The sequence below is a fragment of the Ancylomarina sp. 16SWW S1-10-2 genome, assembly GCF_009669305.1.
Classification (GTDB): domain Bacteria; phylum Bacteroidota; class Bacteroidia; order Bacteroidales; family Marinifilaceae; genus Ancylomarina.
Genome location: NZ_SADB01000027.1, coordinates 26,613 through 42,181, shown reverse-complemented (window position 1 = coordinate 42,181; position 15,569 = coordinate 26,613). Strand labels below are relative to the sequence as shown.

Genomic DNA, 15,569 nt, shown 5'->3' with positions numbered 1-15,569 from the left:
GCCATGTCGGTAGAAGTCTAATTCGGGACATAGGTTATACGCCTTAAGCTATCGCTAGTTTACTTCTACAGACTGGTTAACCACTACTAAAATACAAAATCAGTAACAGTAACCTTGGCTATGCAAACCTAAGGGAAAGCTTTCGGGACGGCACCCCTCCTTGAAATAAGGCGGGGAAACCGTTATTTTTTATTGAGTTTAAATCTGAACCGTATATCAAATTTCTCCTCCTTTGTTTAAGGAGGAGTACCCTCGAAACGAGGGGGAGGTGGTTATTTTCAAATTCATAATTACTAATTCACAATTCCTAATTATAAAGGACACCCCCACAATCCCCCTGAAGGGGGAAGTTTAGCTTATGAAGCTAAACGTTCTCAGATCTATTTTCAAAGCGTGATTCGTTCCAGATATAGATCGGGATCACAACTCGTCATTAACTAATCACAACTTAAGCAGCCCAGCGACCCGATGCATATAGCCTAGATGCAATCCACGCACCAATTACTAACTCGGCCCACGCAATTGGGAATATGATAAAAGCAGTGCTCCATTCGCCCAATCCTGTATTTACGGTAGCAATCCAAAAAATGCCAAGTGTAGCGAAACTAGTAACAGTTCCTGAAATTAAAATGGCTTTTAAGTTATTACCAAATGCTTTGGCACATAACCAAAACATAAATACCAATACGGCTGTTAAAAGTGTATCCCAAGCAACCCAAATTAAAGCATGACTAGCTTGTGCTTGTTCCAAGCCTATAACTTGAAGCTTGCCTTCAAAAAAAGCAGCAATTCTAGGAAATGCTACTAATGCAGCTCTGGATGTTTCACCTATATGTATCCAAGCACTGGTGATTAATGTGATAATAATAAATTGTTTAAACTTGAAATTGTTTTCCATTTCGATCTTGTTTATAGTTTATCAATGTCTTGTTTATGTATTAGACAAAACCGAGATGCCAAGTGTGACAGTTTTTGATGAAAAATTCAAAAAAACTTAGTTTGGTCTCCCCCACAGTACTCGTAACACATTATAAATCAAAAATAAGCTTGCGTTAAAACATAGCTTTTGAGTATAGGACGATTAACTTATATTTAAGATTTGCCTTATTTCTTTCAAAATAGCCTCTGGAGCAGAGAAATTTGGTGCTTCTCGGTATATGGCTACCGTTCTTTGTATATCGCTAAGTTTATCACTTAAATCAAGCTTTCGATTTGAAATACTTCCATAAGCTAAATTCTTAGGATCCATTCCCTTATTTTCAATTAGAAAATCGATATTCCTCTTGCATCGACAAGGATTATTCGGATTAACTACACCACACTTATGACTTAAAAAGTTTTGAATCTTAGTTTTCGAGCGAGACAGTTTCTTTCTGAAATTTTCAGGCGTCATACCCAACATTTCGGAAGCCTCCACACTATTGAATTCAAGAATCATTCCCAAAATATAAACCAACCTGTCTGATTCATTCAAACACAATAAGAGCCCTTGCGTACAACCAATTCTAATATCTTCCTCTAAAAGAGCTAGTTCTCCCTCATTTTGAGTGTACTTGACCTCATCAGATTGACCCGTATCAATCACATCTGCATATTCGTCGAACGAGATTGCATATGCTTTCGAATTTTTACCCTTCTTGGTCAATAAATAATTTGTGGCAACTCTGTATACCCAGGTTTTAAACTGACTATTGCCTTTAAATGTGCTTAAGTGCGTAATCACTTTTATCAAGATTTCTTGAGTGGCATCACTGGCATCCTCATGAAATAACAACATTTTAAACGAAAGGTTATAGATCAAATCTTGAATTTCAACAACCACTTTTTCGAGAGCTTTCTTGTCTCCCGAATTCGCTTTTTTTACCAATAGCTCTATATTTTCACTCATAATTCCCTTCGGCTGGATATATTTAAAACACACCTTCTATAAAATTAGACAAGGCCAAGATAGCAAGTGTGACATATTTTGTGAAATAAATTTATTCTATTTTTTTATTTAACTGATACGATAAACATCTACAGGACTCATTTAGCACACAATTCCAGTTGAGTGTAGAAACTATTTCAACAATGCTATTGAGTATTCGTTGTAAGTCTTGAGAAATTCCGCTGCCTCAATTGCCAATAAAGTAAACACAGCAACCAATACAAAAAGTAGTTAACAAAGCACTAAAAGTCAAAGCTAAATATTAAGATAAAGAAATAATCAATTGGTAACACAAGCTAACACCCTTATTTCACATAGAAAAACATTAGCAAAGTAACATATATACACAAGTATACTAATTAATAGGTATTAATATAAAACAACTGGATATCATACGGAACGTAATAATACAACATAGGCGTTAACTAAAATACAAGCCCTTTAATTTAGATGTGGATAAGTTGTTAAAAGAAAGAATCATAATTACTGAAAATTTGATTGTATAATGTTTAATTTAGAGATCGAAAAAACAAATACACAACAAAAACAAAAATATAATGAACGAACAAGTACAAAAGAGTTTCAAAGATTTTAATGACAAAATCAGAATCACAGATTTAGATTACGAAGAGGAAAGTAATAAAATACTCCGTGAAAAAAGAGATATTTTATTAAAAGATATTAAATCTTACTTTGATAAAAAAAATGAAGATTTAGATCCTAAAGATCATCTAAAATATAAATGGTTCAATCAGGGGAGTTACGCAATGTATACAGGTGTAAAACCTCTTGAAGATAGTGATTTTGATATTGATGTTGCAATAGTTTTAAATATCAACAAAGACGATTATGAAAACCCAACAATTGTAAAAAAATGGATTTTTGAAGCATTAGACACCAAAGTCAACAGAACTGTCAAATGGAAAAAGCCATGTATTACAGTGCAGTATACAAAAGCAGGTGAAGAAAGATACCACGTCGATTTTGCAATTTATGCAGGCGTAAATGATGATGATAAATATTACTTAGCAAGAGGAAAAGAAACATCAAATACTTCAGAAAAAAGATGGGATGAATCTTCACCCAAAGAATTAAAAAATAAAATAAATAACAAGTTTGATGATGCTGAAGAAAGAAAACAATTCAAAAGAGTTATAAAGTATCTAAAAAGATGGAAAGAGGAAAAATTTAAAGGTGAAAATAGCGGAACTGGAAAACCAACAGGAATTGCTTTAACAGCATTGGCGTATAGTCATTTTAACCCACGCATAAAAGATGTTTTCACTAATGAAATTGAGATAGATGATTTAGATGCTTTATTGTATACAGTAACGCAGATTCTTAACTCAAGTATATGGTCAGAAATTGAAGTTTATTTACCTGTATCTCCTTATAATAACCTTTTCTCAGAAATGACACTTAAGCAAATGGAAAAGTTTAAGGAGAAGCTAACTACTTTGAAAACTAAATTAGAAGAAGCACAGGGAAATATTGATCCTCATGAGGCTACCAAATTAATTAACAAAGTCTTAGGAAGTGATTTTATAGTAATTGAGAAAGAAGCAATTTCTGAGAGATCCTCAAGACCTGCAATAACAAGCTCAGGAGAATCCGCATAAATGAAAACACGTGAAATAGTTGAATGTTTGAACTCAATAGAATCCATTTCATCTGTTGGGAAAATTGACACCTCTATAAAACCCAATAGAAGTGTCAGTTCTCTTTTCAAGTTTGAGATGGTTTTTAAAGATAAAAAAGAGTCATTCTATATTGGATTTAAAGATAATTTTCCACTTGATAAACCAATCATATTTCTTGAAACATACAATCAATTTGGTTTTATACCACATATCGATCCTGATGGGTACGTTTGTTATGCTCATGATGAAGGATTAGTACTTGATTTTAAAAACCCAAAAGGAATTATTGAGGACAGTATTGAATTAGCTACATCAACTTTAATGGATGGAATTTCAGGGAAAAATACAGATGATTTTTTCAATGAATTTGATAATTACTTACTTTCCAACAAATATACAAAACGAGGTTTATCATCATTTGTCGAGATATCCGAAGATGTAAAGATGATAGGTGTTTTTGAGTTAAAAGGCAAAACACTTTTATGTGAGAGTATGAGCAAGCTCAAACGATATAATCTAAAAGGGTTATTAGATTATAATAATGAAACAATCAATAAATTAACTCCCTTTATATTTGCTCATATTGACACACCAATAAAACCACATGAATTTGATAAGAAGTGGTATAGAAATGAGATCATAGATATCATTAATTCAAGTCTATCAATAAAAAATCAGTCAAAATTGAATCAGTTAATGCTCCGTTCTAATACTACAAATATACTGTTGCATTTTCAAGCTCCTAATTTAAGTAGCTGTTTGGTTGGATTCAAAATTAAGATTAAAGGTCTTAGGAAAAGTTCAGAAGCCGTTGCAATAGATGCTTATTATATATCTAGAATTGACTCAAGTTATGTTAGTTTACGCGGTGGTGGATTTGAGAATGTCAATAATAAGAAAGTTCTTTTAATAGGTTGTGGTTCAGTAGGTGGTTTTGTCGCACATAAATTAGTTAAATCTGGGGTCGTTAATATCACTTTAGTTGATGATGATAAGTTTAGTTTGGATAATATTAATAGGCATGTTTTAGGTTTAAATTCAATAGATAAGATAAAAACTGAAGCCTTAAAAACTTTTCTCGAAAATTCTGCTACTAAAACTAAGATTACTGCTATAAATAGTAAAGTTGAAAAAGCAATCGAGGACAAGAAAATTAAAGTTAAAGATTACGATTTAATAATATCAGCAACTGGTAATCCAACCATTAACTTGTGGCTAAATGATTTAATAGTTAATACTTGCAACACACCTCTCATTACTACTTGGGTTGAGCCTTATGGTATTGGTGGTCATAGTATTTTAATAAATAATCAAAAAAAGGATGGCTGTTATCGCTGCTTAATGGATCAAAAAACAAATCATAACACTGCGGCATTTTATGCTGCCAATCAATCATTTATTAAAAGCTTAACGAGTTGTTCAAGTGTATTTACCCCATATGGAGTATTGGATGCAGAGCAGTCTGCTATCGGTTGTGTCAAACTTGCATTATCATATCTATTGGGAAAAGAGAATGACAACCCTATTATATCTTGGAAAGGAGATAGCGAAGCATTTATAAATAATAATTATAATTTATCCAAAAGATATAATTTGAGTAATGAAGAATTGTATAAAGTAAGATATTCTTACAAAAATAAAAGATGTGAAACATGTGCAAAGCTTTGAGGTTTAAATTACCTAACAATAGCATACTCCAAATTAATGGAGACGTAATTAAGGAACTCACAACATTCAAGCAAATAGAACCAAAAAGCACTGAAGCAGGAGGCGTTATATTAGGAAGGATATTAAAGATAACAAATCATTTAATCATCGATGAAATAACAATTCCATTTCAGAGTGACATACGAAAAAGGTTTTATTTTAAAAGAAATAAAAGTTCACACCAAAAAATAGTAGACAAAAGATGGTCCGAATCTGATAAAACTGAAAATTATTTTGGGGAATGGCATACACATGCAGAAGACAATCCTACCCCCTCTGTTGTCGATAAAAATGATTGGAAAAGGCGCATGAAAAATGATAAATTATTTCTGCCCTTTTTAGTTTCGATTATTGTTGGAAGAAAAAGTATTGTTGTTTGGATAACAGATAAAAACGAAAAAATAATTAAACTAAAAAAGATAAATGTTTGAATTAAAATATAAACAATTCGAGTTTAAGTGGCTAAGTGTAAATCTCTACAATAAATTTTGCATAGGCACATTCACACTTGGATCAACTTTAATAGCAGATAGCTTTACATTAAATTGGTGGAATCTATTTGTTTTTAATGTTAATGCAAGCAGTATAGAACTGGCATATAATCAAGTGGATGATTTTAATACCGTAGAATTAGTTTTTGGTCTAACATTCATAGTGCTTTCAATTGTATTCTTTTTGTTAAAGAAAAAGTATGAATTATGGTATAAAACAAAGTATCCACGTAATTTAATAGCTATAAAGCAACAGGGATTACAGGCAACAAGTTTTCCAGATTTCAATAAAAAAACGGCTGGCAAAGATTTTCGTAGTTTTTGTGTTCATCCCATTCTGGTTGATGAGATTGATTTTGATAAAAATAAAAAATACAAAGAAGCACTTGATAATCAAGATCGCATTATTACGAATATTACAAATCTAAAAAATTCTCATATAAATAATGAACTAGCATATTGGGGGATCACAAGAATTCCTTTAGCATTTAGTCTAGGAGTAAAATTAAGTGATACTCAATCCATAAATGTATTTGATTATAATAGAAATAAGCAAGTATGGAATCAATTATCTTATTCATGGCTCAGGAATAAAATTATAAGATCAAAAAAATTCACGATTAAAAAATCAAATATTTATAGAGCTTCCTCTCAGGATTTAATAATATCTGTAAGCACTACATTTAATGTTTCCAAAAGTGAATGCTTAAAAATTGTCCCTGACTATTATAAATTTTATGATCTAAGTTTATCTAATATAGGTAATGGGAAAAGGGATCGTTTCAAAACGATTAGTGAAATAAATATACTTACAGAGCAATTCAGGCAATTGATGGATGAAGTAGCAACAGATCCGCGCATTAAAATAGTTCATTTATTTTATGCAGGACCTAATTCTCTTGCATTTAAATTCGGTACAGTTTACTCTGAATCTATTCATCGAAACGTAATCGTATATAATTATAATGGCAATGATACTCCATGCTTCTCATGGGCATATAATGTAGCTAAAAATAAAATACTCTGTTAACGCAAGCTTGCAGCTCGTGTTCTGAGGATGCAAAAATTAAAAAAAACAAAACCTATGACAAAAAAAGACTTCTTCGTTTTAATCATCAAGTTGTTCGGGCTGTATATGCTTGTTAACTCACTATTTAATTGGATCACTTTCAACTTTTCATTTGCTATAAGAGATCTAGATCTATTCTCAATTGTTTGGATGTTGATCGCAACTCTTATAATGGTGGGGCTATTTGTCTTACTCATATTCAAGTCGAGCAATGTCGTGAATCTCTTAAAATTGGATAAACACTTCGACGACGATCGAATTGATTTGGGCAAGTTCGATCCTAGCAGCATCATAAAACTGGCTCTTATTGTTATTGGTGGCTTGTTGATTATAGATAATATTCCCAATTGTTTAAGTCAAATCTTATTTGCTTTTAAAGTAAACGTACATGGCTTTGGTGCTGAGTCGGGAGATAAGTTCAATTTGATTGTTAGCGGTATTAAGCTCGTGTTTGGTTTCTTAATAATGACCAATTATAGTGGCATAACAAAGCTTCTAAAGCTTAAGGGAAAGACTAATTAACAAACACGATTTTAAGGCTGCGAATCATATATTGGCAGCCTATACCAAACAACGAGCATGAAAAAACAATTTTACAATCAGGAAGGATTCCTTAGCACGCTATTCACTGTCGTTTTAATTTTTGCAATCGCTATAGCGACTGAGTATTTTGATTCCCTTTTTGTTCATGATACAGGTCATATTAAAATTTTTGGAGGTATAGGTGTGGTATTAGCTATTGCCCTATTGTTTAGGCTTAAGTTTGTAAGGTACATACTAAGTATTATCACCCTACTAGCCATTGTTGCAACACTATTTATGCTTTACGGGTCAGGTGGAGAGTTTGTTTATGCTCACTCAGTTCTTCTTGTTTCCTTAAGTTTAATTGCCTACTTCCTTGTCTTCTCAAATTCGGTTCAAAACTATGTGGGAAGAAAATAGCTTACTATTATTTAGCACACACTAACAGAAACTTTAAAACAATGAAGAAACTTTTATTATTTATTGGGACAATAGCCTTACTTGCATCGTCATGCACTAAGAAAGAACAAAGTAATCATACCATTATTAAAGGTAAAATTGACTATGCATGTAATGAGATAAAATTCGAATGGTTTAAGGTTCACTCTGCCGAAATGAACCCCAAAACTTATTTTGCAGCAGTTGACAGTTTAGGAAACTTTGAAGTAAATATTCCAATTCAACAGCTTAGCAAAGGCGTTATGAATATAAATAATCAAAGACAAGATTTGGTTCTAATTCCCAATGATCAATTAGTCATATCTATTTCAAGAGACTCAATTACCTTTTCGGGAAAAGGATCTGCAAAAAACGAATTTCTATTTAATTTATCGAAACATAAAACGAGTTCGAAACTTGACATTATGATGTCGTGGTATACAAAAAAACTTGAATTCAATGATTTCTTTACAATGATAGAAGCGTATGCCAATACACGAGAAATAGAAATTAAAAAATTTAATGCTACTCACAGCTTAGAAAAAGAGTTTGTCGAATATTTTAATATTGAAACCTACCTTGAGTCTGTTGATTTATACGAAAAATCAGCAATTGCTTATTCAAGAAAAAATCACACACCAATAGATTCATTGAAAATACCTTTAGAATTTAAAAAGCAGTATAGCATAAAAGGTCTAATAAATGATAAATATTTAGTTAGTAGCAACTACTTGGATATTATAGGTGATTTGGTGAGAACTGAAGTCAAAAAAATGATGGACAATAATAATTCCCTTAATAAAGATTCCGTATTACTATCAGTCGTTATGGATTCTTTATCAGGAAAGACAAGGGAGCACCTTCTCGTTCAAAAGATATATTACGATTTATCCATTGAAAACAAATATGATTCCCTATTAGTTTCAGCTTTTAATACGATAAAGTCAGACAAAAACTGCATTAATATTGTAGATACAGAATTGACTAATTTCAATCAGAAAAAAGCGATGATTGGAGCTCCTTTGCATGCTGAATTTCTTGAAACTGCGCTAGCAGATACTTCAAATATAAAAACAACCTTGGCTGAAGTTTTAGCCAAAAATAAGGGTAAAGTCATTTATATAGATACATGGAGTTTAAATTGTGGCCCTTGTAGAATGGCTATGCCATTTTCAAAAAAACTGGAAGAAAAATTAAAAGATTACCCAATTTCATTTATTTATTTAACAGTCGATGATTATTCCGACAAATTATGGGATAAAGTTTTTGAAGTTTCCTTAACAAAGAATAATCATTATCGTTTTGAAAAAGGCTTTAGCTCAAAACTGCATAGATTATTTAATATAATTTTAGTACCAACATATATTTTAATTGATAAAGAAGGCAATTTGGTTTCATATAAAGCTGAAAGACCATTTAATAATAAGTGGCAAGAAAATTCTGAGCTAGAAAAGAAACTGATAGATTTAGCATCGTAAAATGGTTACAAAACCGAAGAACAACAATTAATCACACCTGATAAATACAAGAAAGGCTGCCTCTCCTCGATTGGCAGCCTTTCTTGTATTCCTCCCACATCTATCTTAATTACAGCACATTATTTTATTTTAATTGGAATAAAAGGGTTAAATTAAGACTTGGGAATTAGTTTTTCCTAGTTAACTGAACAAGAAAAAATGTATCGCAATATACTTGAAGTCGAGATTATATATGTGGAGACCAGAAACCACCAAAAATAACGGGGCGGCACCGAAAAGCCTGACGAGTAGGAAAATCTAAAAAGCAAAACTATGAATTGGTATTTAGCAGTATTGAAAAAGTATGCCGAATTTAATGGAAGAGCCAGAAGACAAGAATTTTGGATGTTCTTTTTATTTAATCTGATATTTGGATTTGTAGCAGGAATTGTTGACTCTATTCTTGGAACATATCTTGTTGTTTATACAATCTACACATTAGCTGTACTTATACCTTTTATCGCTGTTGGAGTAAGAAGGCTTCACGATACAGGAAAAAGTGGATGGTTGTATTTAATCGTGCTTATTCCTGTTATTGGAGCTATTGCGTTATTAGTTCTATTCGTAATTGATAGTACACCCGGAGAAAATGAATATGGCAAAAACCCCAAAGAACTTATTGCTGAATAATTAAAATACTACCCCCAAATAAAGGGCCAAATTTACAATAATTTTAAAGGCTGCCTCTCCTCGATTGGCAGCCTTTCTTATAATCTGGTTAACTTCCATCATAAACCAAACAAGTAACATACTAGCAAGAACATAATTGAAATAAGAAATTATTTACTATTTTAGTATTTGTTTAAATCTAAAAAAATCGAAATTATGATATTAGGAGTTGCCGAATGGCTAAGTGGAAAACTAGGATGGGATGTAAAACTCATCAGAATAGCATTTGTGGTATCAGCATTATTTTTTGGAACAGGAATAGGACTTTACCTCATTTTATGGGTGGTCAAATTGTTATCAAAATAAGATCTCATAAACTAGAAACTGTAATTTTACAATACAAATAAAAGCTACCTCTCCCCGATTGGTAGCTTTTCTTGTTTCCACGTACGAGGTAATCCAACGAAACTCATAATAGAAACAAGTATCTGCTTTCCAGTAAAAAAATGACTTAGAAGTTAAACTTATAAACGAGAGCTATAACTTGTTAATTAGGCAATAAAAGAATTAATTTCTAAATTAGACTTAGATTAAAGTTTTATAGCTTGAAATACGAATCTAACCCAAAATCAATACCTAAGAAATATGAAAAGACGCCATCCCCTAAAACACATAATTGTGTTTATTGCCCTACTCGCTATAAACATGCCGCTTGTTTTGGGTCAATCATCAGAATTAAATAAAACAAGTAAAGCAAAGCCTATTTTCAAGAATGGAGAAGCTCAAATAGTTAAAGCTTTTAGCGCGCCAGAAAAATGGATAAGGCACGATTTATGGGTTCAAACCGATTTTGATTCCGATATGGATGGCAAAAATGATCGCATGCATGTGGATGTAACGAGACCTTATCAAACCGAAACAGAAGGTCTTAAATTGCCGATTATATATGTATCAAGTCCCTACTTTGCCGGCACAGCGCCAGGTGGTAAAGAGTTTATGTGGGATGTAAAACAAGAACTAGGTGCTACACCTGCAAAACACGCTCATCCTGTTGTTACGCGCACAGGTAAACGACCTATCATTTCGAATTCACATATTGATACTTGGGTGCCTAGAGGCTATATTGTTGTTCACTCCTCATCGCCGGGCACTGGCTTGTCGCAGGGCTCACCAACTGTAGGTGGAAAAAATGAATCCTTAGCTCCCAAGGCAGTTATAGACTGGTTGTGCGGACGCGTTAAAGGCTACACAACACCTTATGGTAACGAAACTGTTGAAGCATATTGGTCTACAGGCAAAGTAGGCATGACAGGTACATCGTATAACGGAACAATCCCTCTGGCAGCTGCAACAACGGGTGTCGATGGCTTGGAGGCTATTATACCTGTTTCGCCAAACACATCCTATTATCACTATTACAGATCGAATGGCTTAGTTAGAAGTCCTGGAGGTTACTTGGGCGAAGATATTGATGTTTTGTACGATGTAATTCACTCTGGTGATGAAGCCAAACGTGCTGCTAATAACGCTCGAGTTAGAGATACGGAAATGTCCAATGGTATGGATCGTATAACGGGCGACTATAACGACTTTTGGGCAGGTAGAGATTACTTAAACCAGATGGGACCTATGAAGGCCGCACTACTTATGTCGCACGGTTTTAACGATTGGAACGTCATGCCTGAGCATAGTTATAGAATATACAAAGCGGCTAAGGAGAAAGGCATTCCCGCACAAATATACTATCATCAGTACGGACATGGTGGACCACCGCCAATGAAGATGATGAACAGGTGGTTTACACACTATTTACATGGCGTTGAGAATGGTGTTGAGAACGATGCTCGTGCATGGATTGTTCGTGAAAATGACAAGGTAGATCAGCCTACTGCTTATGCAGATTATCCTAATCCTGAAGCATCACCAGTTGACTTATACCTAACAGCTGGTAGTCCTGAAAGAGGAAGTCTAAGCATAGAACCTAGCAGCAAGCAAGGCACTGAAACTTTAGTCGATAATTATTCATTTTTGGGTAGTGCCTTAGCTCAGGCAGAAATAACCAATCATCGTTTAATTTATCTTAGTCCTAAACTTACTAAAGATGTTCATATTTCGGGTTTAGCTCGAATTAAAATCAAGCTAGCTTCTAGCAAACCAGCAGCTAATCTATCGGTATGGTTGGTTTCTTTACCATGGAACGAAGGTCGCCGAGTAAAAATCACCGATAATATTATTACTCGTGGTTGGGCCGATCCTCAAAATTACAAATCGCTACGCAAGAGTAAACCCCTAAACCCTGGTAAGTTTTACGAGCTAGAATTCGATCTTCAACCCGATGATCAAATCATTCCTAAAGGTCAACAAATTGCTTTAATGATATTCTCGAGCGATCGTGAATTTACGCTTTGGCCTAAACCAGGAACCGAATTAAGTATCGATTTAGATGCCACAAGCTTATCTCTACCCATTGTAGGAGGAACAGAAGCATTTAAAGAAGCTACCAAATAAAATGTAAAGGCTGCCAATCTCAGATTAGCAGCCTTCTTTATTTTTAAAATTTATCATCAACCTAAGTGAACTAGTTTGTTTTAAGCCAGCCCGTAATACTCATTCGTTGCCGATTACAGGTTAAAACTTCGTGTTCTAGATCTGAGCTTTTAAAAAAAACACAAGAGCCGTTTAGTGGGTTTATAATTTGTTTACCCTTCTCATGAAATATGCACAAATTGCCACCATCCTCTTCCTTCCAATCTGCATTTAAATACATAATCATGGTAAAGGCCCTACTTTTATTATCATGAAATTGATCGAGATGTTTCTTATAAAACGTTCCCTTTTCGTATAGAGCGTAATGAAACTCGTACCCCGTAATTCCGGAATAACAACTTCTATTTAGATAGCTAATAAACTCATCGATCTGATCTAAAAATTGGTTTTCAAATTCATTATTATGACTACGATCTAACCAATAAATTTTATCACCTCTGTTCGATAAATCGGTAGTTAATTTGTTCAAATTTCCAATGCCAGCCTCGGCAAGTTTTTTACTTGTATTTAATAATTTCAGATTATCTCTAAGGTGTGAGGACAAAATATGACTTAAAAACTGCTGACTTAAACCGACATTATTATCAATAAAACTACTGACAATATCTTCGTGCGCTTTTTGCATTCTCGTGGAATAAAACTACGCTTAAAATAAAGGTAGCACTAGCAATGTAGTCTTTATAAAACTATGAATTACACATTATTAGATTTATAAAAATGTATTGACCACAAAAAAAAAGAGTAAATAGGCTGTGAGCTTCTCTATTTTCTTTATTATTCCTAAATTGAGCTAACTAAAAGAAAACGACCAATAAATAAGCTCATATGTATCCTTACCACAACAAAATAAAACAACGCATAAAAAATAACGAATTGGAATCGTACGAGTATGTAGATAGTTATAAAAAGATTAGTCCCTGTTTACTCTTACATTTTAGTACCGAACCCAAAATAAGACCCATTCGGGAACATCGTTTTGAGGAATATGAAAAACTATTTAATGAATTGACCAAGAAATAAATTGTTACATAAAACAGAAAGGCTGCTAATCTGAAATTAGCAGCCTTTCTTTATATTTTAATCTTAACAGCTTGTTTAACAAGCAAAGTCGTTCGTGTAGCAATCTTAAATAAGTGCTATCTCCACTGAGTAAGCGAAAGACCTATACCAAAGGTTGTTTGTTTGTGATTATAGTCAATCAAGCTTTCGCCATAACCATGAAATAATTGAGCATTCAGTTTCAAATTATCCCATATTTGGAAAGCATAATCAACCTGTAAACTTCCCCTATTATTCTCACCCAAACGCATGGAGTGTCGAACGATTAAACTAAGATCGTGCCGACCTTTACCATAGGCAGCCATTAACTCTCCCCGTCCCATATAATTTTCAATACCCGGATTATTATCATCCTCAGCAGACTCGTGTATGCGAAACCAGGGTTTTAATATGAGGCTTAGATTCTCACTTTCCCAGGCTATTTGTGCAACCACCCTATTCCAACTACGAGATGTTGGATCAGAACGTCCGTTACTCTGATGATTAAAACCAATACCTGCAAAAAGACCCTTTAATCCACAGATTTTATAGGGTGTCGGCATAATATACATGATTTCAGGCTCGTAGTTTGTCTCTCTAAATGGACGAGATAATTTATCGTTATACACCTGCCATCGGGATGTTTGTGTATAAGCCATCCAAATATCACCACCCAATTTCGGACCCAGCATATTATTAAAGACCTTTGTCTTGAAACTAAGTTGAAATTTAAGTTCAACCTGATCAAGTGCTATGGCTTCGGTTACCGAATTATTAGGATTCTCACTTTGAGGTTTTTCATTGATATCGTTGGTATAGTTACCCATTAAGATATAAACTGGCCGGTATTGCTTTATCTGAAATAAACCTTTCTGATTTTTTACTGTATCCACAAGCTCCCATTGTTCGAGCAAAGAGATTTGCTGTTTCTTAAATAAATTTTGTGCTACAGAACTTGATACAAAAGCAAAGCTAATAATAAGTAAAAAGTAGATTTTGAGTTTCATCAACGGTATTTTTTAAAGGAAGTCCCATTTTTGTAATAGGTAAGCTTATGCTGAAATAAAAAGCTGCCAATCACCGATTAGCAGCCTTTATCTATATTCTATAACAAAATAATATTACTTTACAGCAATTGTTTCAATTTCGACCAAAGCACCCATAGGTAAATCTTTTACTGCAAAAGCAGCACGTGCAGGGCAATCTTCTTTATAGCAATTTCCATATACTTCGTTCATTACAGCAAAACTAGACATATCACTTAACAAACAGGTTGATTTAACCACATCTTTAAACGTATAACCTGCTTCTTCAAGAATATAACCAATGTTTTTCATTACCTGCTCAGTTTGCTCTCTCACACCACCTTCAACAAATTTACCTGTTGCTACGTCAACTGGAATTTGGCCTGATATATATAATGTTCCATTAGCTTCTACAGCTTGTGAATAGGGTCCAATCGCTTTGGGTGCTTTCTCTGAGTTTATAAAACGTTTCATCTTATCTATTTTTATGTAATTGTTAATCGTTGAAAATTCCAGTAGATATCAATAGCCAAATATACTTAGCCGATAACTTTAAACCTTCACACACAAAAATATAAAAAATAGATTTCATTCTTCACAATAAACTAATTTATGATGCTGATGCATTATTTTTTATTAATCATCTGTCGCTCCTCTGGAGCTTTAAAATACACACACAATTATTCGGCTACCATTCCTACCATAATATCGTTCCTAACGGAACGGAAAAAAAGTTAAGCTCCTACAGATGTGTCATCTACGGATACAGAGTTAAGGATTTTCAATCCCTTATTTTAAAGAAAAGCTCAGAGAGCTGACAGTATGGTAGAACCAAAATATGATCCAAATTAAAATCCTGTAGGGATGACACATAAACTAATAAAAAGACACACAATCTATTGATTATTAGTGATTTTAAAAACACATTCCCAATTCTTCTGATACCTTACTGATATTCATACAGAACTCAAGAAGATAAAAAAACAGAAGTCCATATTCGAAAAAGTTCGTAGAGCTGACAGTATGGTAACAATATTAT

The 15,569-nt window shown here is 33.4% G+C and carries 15 protein-coding genes; 10 read left to right on the top strand and 5 right to left on the bottom strand.

The features are described from left to right. Window positions 1-448: 448 nt before the first annotated feature. Both EMN46_RS16785 and EMN46_RS16780 read right to left on the bottom strand, forming a co-directional pair. Window positions 449-898: a hypothetical protein gene (locus EMN46_RS16785; protein WP_154201977.1), complete on the bottom strand. Its 450-nt coding sequence runs from the start codon at window positions 896-898 to the stop codon at window positions 449-451. Between the two features lie 183 nt (window positions 899-1,081). Next, window positions 1,082-1,888 (bottom strand): RNA polymerase sigma factor, encoded by an 807-nt coding sequence (locus tag EMN46_RS16780; protein ID WP_154201976.1) that lies wholly within the window; start codon window positions 1,886-1,888, stop codon window positions 1,082-1,084. Window positions 1,889-2,484: 596 nt separating this feature from the next. Here EMN46_RS16780 and EMN46_RS16775 point away from each other — a divergent pair. From EMN46_RS16775 to EMN46_RS16730, 10 genes are all read left to right on the top strand, one after another. Further along, on the top strand, window positions 2,485-3,546 hold the full coding sequence (locus tag EMN46_RS16775; protein WP_154201975.1) for a nucleotidyltransferase: 1,062 nt from the start codon (window positions 2,485-2,487) through the stop codon (window positions 3,544-3,546). Between the two features lie 117 nt (window positions 3,547-3,663). Further along, window positions 3,664-5,235: a ThiF family adenylyltransferase gene (locus tag EMN46_RS16770; protein ID WP_195715298.1), complete on the top strand. Its 1,572-nt coding sequence runs from the start codon at window positions 3,664-3,666 to the stop codon at window positions 5,233-5,235. Then, a complete protein-coding gene (locus tag EMN46_RS16765) occupies window positions 5,220-5,705 on the top strand; it encodes a Mov34/MPN/PAD-1 family protein (RefSeq protein WP_154201973.1) in 486 nt (161 codons plus the stop codon). Before EMN46_RS16770 ends, EMN46_RS16765 begins: the two co-directional genes overlap by 16 nt. After that, window positions 5,698-6,795 (top strand): SAVED domain-containing protein, encoded by a 1,098-nt coding sequence (locus EMN46_RS16760; RefSeq protein ID WP_154201972.1) that lies wholly within the window; start codon window positions 5,698-5,700, stop codon window positions 6,793-6,795. Before EMN46_RS16765 ends, EMN46_RS16760 begins: the two co-directional genes overlap by 8 nt. A 54-nt stretch (window positions 6,796-6,849) precedes the next feature. Next, window positions 6,850-7,356, top strand: coding sequence for a hypothetical protein (locus EMN46_RS16755; protein ID WP_154201971.1), 507 nt, complete (start codon window positions 6,850-6,852; stop codon window positions 7,354-7,356). A gap of 57 nt (window positions 7,357-7,413) precedes the next feature. Further along, window positions 7,414-7,776 (top strand): hypothetical protein, encoded by a 363-nt coding sequence (locus EMN46_RS16750; protein WP_154201970.1) that lies wholly within the window; start codon window positions 7,414-7,416, stop codon window positions 7,774-7,776. 41 nt (window positions 7,777-7,817) lie between these two features. Further along, window positions 7,818-9,272 carry a TlpA disulfide reductase family protein gene (locus tag EMN46_RS16745; protein WP_154201969.1) on the top strand — a complete coding sequence of 485 codons (1,455 nt, stop codon included), beginning with the start codon at window positions 7,818-7,820 and terminating at the stop codon, window positions 9,270-9,272. Between the two features lie 312 nt (window positions 9,273-9,584). Beyond that, window positions 9,585-9,941, top strand: coding sequence for a DUF805 domain-containing protein (locus EMN46_RS16740; RefSeq protein WP_154201968.1), 357 nt, complete (start codon window positions 9,585-9,587; stop codon window positions 9,939-9,941). Between the two features lie 195 nt (window positions 9,942-10,136). Further along, a complete protein-coding gene (locus EMN46_RS16735; protein WP_154201967.1) occupies window positions 10,137-10,286 on the top strand; it encodes a PspC domain-containing protein in 150 nt (49 codons plus the stop codon). A 279-nt stretch (window positions 10,287-10,565) separates the two neighbouring features. Next, complete coding sequence (locus EMN46_RS16730; RefSeq protein ID WP_154201966.1) at window positions 10,566-12,428, top strand: Xaa-Pro dipeptidyl-peptidase; 1,863 nt, start codon at window positions 10,566-10,568, stop codon at window positions 12,426-12,428. A 70-nt stretch (window positions 12,429-12,498) separates the two neighbouring features. Here the strand turns inward: EMN46_RS16730 and EMN46_RS16725 are convergent, their stop codons facing one another. The 3 genes from EMN46_RS16725 to EMN46_RS16715 form a co-directional block, all read right to left on the bottom strand. Then, window positions 12,499-13,092, bottom strand: a complete 594-nt coding sequence (locus tag EMN46_RS16725) for a 2OG-Fe(II) oxygenase (RefSeq protein ID WP_154201965.1) — start codon at window positions 13,090-13,092, stop codon at window positions 12,499-12,501. Window positions 13,093-13,603: 511 nt separating this feature from the next. Next, window positions 13,604-14,512, bottom strand: coding sequence for a phospholipase A (locus tag EMN46_RS16720; protein ID WP_154201964.1), 909 nt, complete (start codon window positions 14,510-14,512; stop codon window positions 13,604-13,606). Between the two features lie 114 nt (window positions 14,513-14,626). After that, window positions 14,627-15,004 carry a RidA family protein gene (locus EMN46_RS16715; RefSeq protein ID WP_154201963.1) on the bottom strand — a complete coding sequence of 126 codons (378 nt, stop codon included), beginning with the start codon at window positions 15,002-15,004 and terminating at the stop codon, window positions 14,627-14,629. Window positions 15,005-15,569 lie beyond the last annotated feature (565 nt).